General features: G+C 66.2%; 8 protein-coding genes. 6 read left to right on the top strand and 2 right to left on the bottom strand.

Translation table 11 applies throughout. The annotated features are described in order from the left end of the window. Positions 1 to 75: 75 nt before the first annotated feature. Positions 76 to 1,439, bottom strand: a protein-coding gene (locus tag D2V04_RS10235; RefSeq protein WP_119511590.1) for an IS3 family transposase whose coding sequence is annotated in 2 segments (ribosomal slippage) — positions 76 to 1,089 and positions 1,092 to 1,439 — 1,362 coding nt in all. Because the reading frame shifts where the segments join, the coding sequence is not laid out codon by codon here. A 448-nt stretch (positions 1,440 to 1,887) separates the two neighbouring features. Between D2V04_RS10235 and D2V04_RS10225 the strand changes: the two genes are divergently transcribed. The 6 genes from D2V04_RS10225 (at position 1,888) to D2V04_RS10200 (ending at position 5,114) form a co-directional block, all read left to right on the top strand. Further along, entirely contained in the window at positions 1,888 to 2,229 is a 342-nt protein-coding gene (locus D2V04_RS10225; RefSeq protein ID WP_119513606.1) for an ArsR/SmtB family transcription factor, read from the top strand. Next, a complete protein-coding gene (locus D2V04_RS10220; protein ID WP_119513607.1) occupies positions 2,229 to 2,705 on the top strand; it encodes an ArsI/CadI family heavy metal resistance metalloenzyme in 477 nt (158 codons plus the stop codon). The genes D2V04_RS10225 and D2V04_RS10220 overlap by 1 nt, the downstream gene beginning before the upstream one ends. An 8-nt stretch (positions 2,706 to 2,713) precedes the next feature. Next, positions 2,714 to 3,214: an arsenate reductase ArsC gene (locus D2V04_RS10215; RefSeq protein ID WP_119513558.1), complete on the top strand. Its 501-nt coding sequence runs from the start codon at positions 2,714 to 2,716 to the stop codon at positions 3,212 to 3,214. Next, positions 3,211 to 4,287 (top strand): ACR3 family arsenite efflux transporter, encoded by a 1,077-nt coding sequence (gene arsB / locus D2V04_RS10210; protein WP_119513557.1) that lies wholly within the window; start codon positions 3,211 to 3,213, stop codon positions 4,285 to 4,287. The genes D2V04_RS10215 and arsB overlap by 4 nt, the downstream gene beginning before the upstream one ends. A 381-nt stretch (positions 4,288 to 4,668) precedes the next feature. Beyond that, a complete protein-coding gene (locus tag D2V04_RS10205) occupies positions 4,669 to 4,824 on the top strand; it encodes a peptide ABC transporter permease (protein ID WP_119513556.1) in 156 nt (51 codons plus the stop codon). A gap of 5 nt (positions 4,825 to 4,829) precedes the next feature. Beyond that, positions 4,830 to 5,114: a hypothetical protein gene (locus tag D2V04_RS10200; protein ID WP_119513555.1), complete on the top strand. Its 285-nt coding sequence runs from the start codon at positions 4,830 to 4,832 to the stop codon at positions 5,112 to 5,114. Here D2V04_RS10200 and D2V04_RS10195 read toward each other — a convergent pair. Then, positions 5,111 to 5,914, bottom strand: a complete 804-nt coding sequence (locus D2V04_RS10195; RefSeq protein WP_119513554.1) for a LysR substrate-binding domain-containing protein — start codon at positions 5,912 to 5,914, stop codon at positions 5,111 to 5,113. The genes D2V04_RS10200 and D2V04_RS10195 overlap by 4 nt on opposite strands. Positions 5,915 to 6,000 lie beyond the last annotated feature (86 nt).

Raw genomic sequence — 6,000 nt, 5'->3', positions numbered from 1 at the left:
CTGTCCGTCGTCAGAACATTTGGCACAACTCGCGGCGTAAATTAGCGGAGTGCGGGCCTCGTCTGGGGGTTGATGTTAAGCGGCGAGCATGCGGTGCTGCAAGCGCCGATATTTTATGGTCTGTTGTTTGATCCTTTCACGCTGTTTCATGATGGCCGGCGCCCTGCCGAAGTAGGCGTCGGCGGGCGTCACGTTGTCGAGGCTTTCATGGTATCGGCGGTGATTATAGTGCTCGACGAAGGCCTCGATCTGGGCCTCAAGGTCACCGGGCAGGAAGTAGTTTTCGAGCAGGATGCGGTTCTTGAGGGTCTGGTGCCAGCGCTCGATCTTGCCCTGGGTTTGCGGGTGCATCGGAGCACCGCGGACATGGGTCATCTTGTTGGCGTCGATATATTCGGCCAGTTCGCCCGCGATGTAGCTCGGACCATTGTCGCTGAGCAGCTTGGGCTTGTGCAGCACCGTGGCGCTGTCGCAGCCGGAAGCCGCCAGAGCGAGGTCCAGGGTGTCGGTCACGTCTTCGGCGCGCATGTTGGTGCACAGCTTCCAGGCGATGATGTAGCGCGAGAAGTCGTCGAGCACGGTCGACAGATACAGCCAGCCCCACCCGATGATCTTGAAGTAGGTAAAATCGGTCTGCCACATCTCGTTCGGTCGGGTGGTCTTGGTGTGGAACGCATCGGCGGCCTTGATCACGACATAGGCCGGGCTGGTGATCAGATCATGGGCCTTGAGCAGGCGGTAAACCGTGGCTTCCGACACGAAGTAGCGCCTCTCGTCGGTGAACCGCACCGCCAGTTCGCGAGGGGATAGCTCGGTCGTCTCCAGCGCCATCTCGACGATCTGGTCCCGGATGTCGTCACCGATGCGATTCCACACCCGGCTCGGCGCCGATGGCCGATCCTCCAGCGCCTCCGGCCCTCCTTCGAGGTAGCGGTCGTACCACCGATAGAAGGTCCGGCGGGCAATGCCGAGTTGGTCCAGCGTGCGTTTGGCTGGCAGATGTGACTGCTCGACGATCCTGATGATCTCGAGTTTCTCAGATGCGGGATACCTCATTCGTCGTCGCCCCCATCCCCGATCATGCTTTTTTTCAGCAGGCGGTTTTCGAGTGTCAGGTCGGCCACGCATTCCTTCAGGGCACGGGCTTCACGGCGCAGGTCGTGCACCTCGCCGGTGGTCGCGGCCCGGGCCGTGTCGCCGGCAAGCCGGCGCTTGCCCGCTTCCATGAACTCCTTCGACCAGGTGTAATAAAGGCTCTGCGCAATGCCTTCCTTACGGCACAGTTCGGCGATGCTGTCCTCGCCGCGCAGGCCATCCAGCACGATGCGGATCTTGTCCTCGGCCGAGAAGTGGCGCCGCGTCGCACGCCGAATGTCCTTCACCACCCGCTCCGCAGGGGCCTTCGGCGGCAATTTCTTCAAGGAGGATTTGGGCTTCATCTTCGTTCCTTCGTCACTACGACGAAGCCCAAATCCTCCTTACATCACAACCTCAAATCTGTGCCATGGGCGCTGACGGCGGACAGGCCCCTATGCGCGGCGATCCTGGTTTGAAGACCAGCAAACCATCCACTTCTCGGACTACGAGTTGTGGATCGTCGTCAACCATCCGCTGCTTACCGACGAGCGCTGCTGGCACCGCGCTCAGACCATCATCGAGCGCGAGCTGGGCAACCGCTGTGCCGTGGGTCTGGAGATCTACTCCGAAGCCGACATTCGCATCGCCGAGGCCGAGCGCGACACCTTCATTCTCGACCGGATCGAAGCCGGGATCACGCTTTACAGCGTCTCGCGCGATGCGCCGCTCAGCGGACCCGGAAAAATTGCCTCTTGCCTCACCTCTTACAATTCTATATTTCGACAATTATCGAATCATCGAAAGCACCTTATGGAAGCCACTGACACCATACGCGCCCTGTCCGCTCTCGCCCAGGAGCACCGCCTCGCGGCGTTTCGCCTGCTGGTGCAGGCCGGCGAGAAGGGAATGGCGGCCGGCGCACTCGCCGACCGGCTCGATGTGCCGCCTTCTTCGATGAGCTTCCATCTCGCCCAGCTCACCAACGCCGGGCTCGTGACCCAGCGGCGCGAAAGCCGGTCGATCATCTATTCGGCCGACTATGCCGCGATGAACGCGCTGATGGGCTACCTGACCGAAAATTGCTGTGGCGGCGTTCCCTGCGCGGACGACGCTTCCACCTGCCCTCCTCAAGCAACGAAAAGGACCGCGTGATGAAGCGCTTTCATGTTCATGTCGGCGTGACCGATCTCGACCGATCGATCGCCTTCTACAACGAGCTGTTCGGGGCCGAGCCTAGCGTGGTGAAGAGCGACTACGCCAAGTGGGTGCTCGAGGATCCACGGATCAACTTCGCCGTCTCGGTGCGCGAAGGTGCATCGAAGGGTGTCGAGCACGTCGGGCTGCAGGTGGAGAACGGCGACGAACTCGCCGAAGTCTATGCCCGCCTCAAGGCGGCCGACCGGCCCGTGCTGGAAGAAGGCGAGACGACGTGCTGCTACGCGAAGTCGGAGAAGAGCTGGATTGCCGACCCCGACGGCGTCGTGTGGGAGGCCTTCCTGACCGACGGCGAAAGCACGACCTACGGCGGCAATCCCGACCTTGCGCAGCTTGCTTCGGTGAACGCAGCCTCCGATGCCTGCTGCGTGCCGAGCGCGGCAAGCGCCCCGGCTCCCGTATCCTGCTGCTGAGGCCCGCGATGTCCACCCGACCCCTGAACGTGCTGTTCCTCTGCACGGGCAATTCCGCTCGCTCGATCCTGGCCGAGGCGATCCTCAACCGCGAGGGCCGCGGCCGCTTCCGCGCCTTCAGCGCGGGCAGCAATCCGACGGGAACGGTCAATCCCTGGGCGATCCATACGCTCGACAAGCTGGGCTATCCGGCCGAGGGATACCGCTCCAAGAGCTGGGACGAGTTCGCCAAGGAGCCGCAGTTCGATCTGATCTTCACCGTCTGCGACAGCGCGGCGGCGGAAACCTGCCCGGTCTGGCCCGGCCGACCGGTCAGCGCCCACTGGGGTATTCCCGATCCCGCGGCGGTCGAGGGGAACGATGCGGAGAAGGCGGCGGCATTCCTCGACGCCTTTCGCATGCTCAAGCGGCGGATCGACCTGCTCCTCGCCCTGCCGCTCGACAGCCTGGAGGAGATCGCGCTGCGTCAGAAGCTGCAGGCGATCGGGCAGGAGGCCGACGCACGATGAGCGCGCCTGCCGCTGCCGGTGCCCGGCAGGTCGACACCCGCGCCGCAGGCCTCGGCCTGTTCGAGAAGTGGCTCTCGCTGTGGGTCGCCGGTGCGATCCTGTGCGGGCTCGCGCTCGGCAGCATCGCGCCGGACATCTTCGGCGCGCTCGCTGCGATCGAATATGCCTCGGTCAATCTCGTCGTCGCGGTGCTGATCTGGGCGATGATCTTCCCGATGATGGTCGCAGTCGATTTCTCCGCCGTCCGGCGGGTCGGCGACAAGCCCAGGGGCCTCGTCATCACGCTAGTCGTGAACTGGCTGATAAAACCCTTCACCATGGCCGCGCTCGGCGTGCTGTTCTTCGAAGTCGTGTTCGACGGCCTGATCGCGCCGGCCGATGCAAGGGAATACATCGCGGGGCTGATCCTGCTCGGTGCGGCGCCCTGCACCGCCATGGTGTTCGTCTGGTCGCAGCTTACCAAAGGTGATCCGGCCTACACACTGGTGCAGGTGGCGGTGAACGATCTGGTGATGATCGTCGCCTTTGCCCCGATCGTCGCCCTGCTGCTCGGGGTCGCCGACATCGCGGTTCCGTGGGAGACGCTGCTTCTCTCGGTCGCTCTCTATGTCGTCGTGCCGCTTGCGGCGGGCGCGTTCGTTCGCCGGCGCCTCCTCGCCGCGCACAACGGCGATCCGGGCGCGGTGGATCGCTTCACCGGCCAGCTCAAGCCGCTCTCGATCCTCGGGCTGCTGGTCACCGTCGTGCTGCTGTTCGGCTTCCAGGCGGAAACGATCCTCGCCCGGCCGCTGCTCGTCGCGCTGATCGCCGTGCCGATCGTGATCCAGAGCTACGGTATCTTCCTGATCGCCTATGGCGCGGCCAAGGCCTGGCGCGTGCCGCATGCGATCGCCGCGCCCTGCGCGCTCATCGGCACCTCGAACTTCTTCGAGCTCGCGGTGGCAGTCGCGATCGGCGTGTTCGGGCTCGGCAGCGGCGCAGCCCTGGCGACGGTGGTGGGCGTGCTGGTGGAAGTGCCGGTGATGCTCTCGCTGGTCGCGCTCGCCAACCGCACCCGCGGCGCATTTCCCTAAGCCCACCGACGGCGGATCGCGGCCCGGCAGAAAACATTTTCCTACATCGGATTTTTGTGCATTCTGTGGGCGGTCATGAACGACCGAACCTCCCCCGCATCCGCCGCCTTGCCGCATTCCTGCGCGAGCCGCCCACCCCGACGAAGCCCGCCGCGCGGGCAAGGCTCACGCCGTCATGCCGGTCCCGGGTCGCAGCGCTCTCCCGGCTGCGCGGCGCGCCGGGATGGAGGCGCGCGCGGAGATGCCGCAAGGTTACACCTCGTCCGCAAGGTGACACTCGCCCCATGCACCGTGTCACGCGTGTCAACACGCCCTCCGGCCGCCCGGCGATCGGGAACCTGCCCCGCCGGGTCGACCGTTGGTGCGATGAGGAGACGAGCGATGAACGAACCCGAACGGGACGAGCCGATCCACATCGACGCGGAGGACGCGCGCGGGGCGGAGATCGTCCTGCGCAAGCGGCGCAACCGGCTGATCTTCATCGCGGGGCTCGCGGCGTTCGTGGTGCTGGCGATCCTCGTGCGGCTACTGGGCTGACGGGCATGGCCGAGAGCGGAAGCGAGGCGCTCTACCTGCTGTGGATCGATCCGGCGGAGGAGGTTCCGGCCGCGCTCGACCTGCACGGCGACGGGCATCCGCTGGCCGACGGGCTGTGGCTGGTGCGCAGCGGGCTGACCCGCTCGCGGCTCTACCACCGGATCAAGTGGCAGCTCCCCGATGGCGCGCCGCTGCTCGTCGCGCCGCTCGCCGACACGCGGGCGGGCTGGCCCAAGTTCAAGGGGATGGATGCCGGCGCGCTTGCCTGGCTGCGCGGCGGCGGCGATTAGCCGGCGGTGAGGAAGGCGACCAGCGTCTTGACCTTCTTCTGCCGCCACTGGGGCAGCGGAGCGACGAGCCAGTACGCGCGGCGCCCTTCGTCCGGGCCTTCGAGCACGGTGAGGCGCCCGTCCTCCAGCGCGTCCTCCACCAGCAGGTAGGGCAGCACGGCCTTGCCCAGCCCAGCGATCGCGCTCGACAGGGCTTGGCCGGCGTTGCCGACTTCGACCGTCGGCTCGGCACCTTCGGGCAGCGGGGCGCCGGGCCAGTCGATCCAGGCCTCGAGCACTTCCTCCGGCGCATCCTTGGCGGAGACGACCACGCGGCGCGCCGGGGCGAGCTCGACTCCCTCCAGCTCGCCCGGCCCGTCGACCAGCCGCACGGCGACGTCGAGGTTGGTCTCGGTGAAGTCGGCATGCTCGTCTGCCACGAAACGGAAGCGGATGCCCGGATTGGCCTTGCGGAACGCGGCGAGGCGCGGGGCGAGCCACTGGGCGTAGAATTCGCGCGGAGCGGCGATCGTGTAGCGGTCGCTCGCCTGCCCGGCCTGCATCGCCTGGACCGACTCCTCGAACCGCAGGAACCCTTCGCGCAGCGCGTCGAGCCCGGCGAAGCCTTCCTCGGTCAGCTCGAGCCCCTTCGAGGTACGGCGGAACAGCACCGTGCCGAGGTGATCCTCGAGCGCGCGGATCTGCTGGCCGACGGCGGCCGGCGTCACCGCCAGCTCGTCGGCGGCGCGGGTGAAGGAGAGGTGCCGCGCGGCGGCGTCGTAAACGCGCAGGGCGTTCAGGGGCAGGTGCGTGCGCTTCATCGTTCGGTGCGGATAGCGGCAAGGCGCCCCCACCGCAATCGGGGCCGCAATCGCGTGCCGTGTCACACGAGCGTAACACGCGGCTT

Source organism: Pelagerythrobacter aerophilus (assembly GCF_003581645.1).
Lineage (GTDB): Bacteria > Pseudomonadota > Alphaproteobacteria > Sphingomonadales > Sphingomonadaceae > Pelagerythrobacter > Pelagerythrobacter aerophilus.
The sequence above is the reverse complement of the archived record's forward strand: the minus strand, read 5'-3'. Positions and strand labels throughout refer to the sequence as shown.